The 495-nt window shown below is 66.5% G+C and carries 1 protein-coding gene; it reads right to left on the bottom strand.

The genetic code is table 11. The features are described from left to right. Positions 1-495: tyrosine-type recombinase/integrase (locus F1735_RS34225; RefSeq protein WP_167241511.1), on the bottom strand; the 495-nt coding region annotated here is incomplete at both ends.

Below are 495 nucleotides of genomic sequence, written 5' to 3'. Positions count from 1 at the left end.
CCACGTCCATGTTCACTTCCAGGTAGCCCATCGTGGTCTTCGGGTCCTTGTGGCGCATGATGGCTTGGATGGTCTGAATGGGCGTGCCTTCCTCCGACATGAGCGTGGCGCAGGTGCCGCGCAGGCGGTGGGGCGTGATCCCAGTCAGGGAGGTGGCGGCGTTGGCGCGGCGCATCGCGTATCGGGCGAATCCATCCGGCAGCGCCCTGCCCTGCTTACCTGGTGCGATGAGGCCCTGCGGTCGTCGTTGGGGGGCCAGATACGCAACCAGCCAGCGCGGCATCGGCACTGGGACCGCCTCCTTACCCTTGGTAATGCCGGGCGTGAAGGTTCGCCGCTCCCAGTCGATCCACTCCCAGCAAGCGCTAGCCGCTTCCGACTCGCGCAGGCCCAGGCCGTACATGAGACGCACAGCGATGGCGACGGACGGCGAGCGCGTGGTCGCCTTGTCGATCTCTGCCAGCCATTCGTCGGTGGTTTTGGTGGGCAAGGTGG

Source organism: Massilia genomosp. 1 (assembly GCF_011682185.1).
In the GTDB taxonomy this organism is placed as follows: Bacteria; Pseudomonadota; Gammaproteobacteria; order Burkholderiales; family Burkholderiaceae_D; genus Telluria_A; species Telluria_A rubra.
The sequence above is the reverse complement of the archived record's forward strand: the minus strand, read 5'-3'. Positions and strand labels throughout refer to the sequence as shown.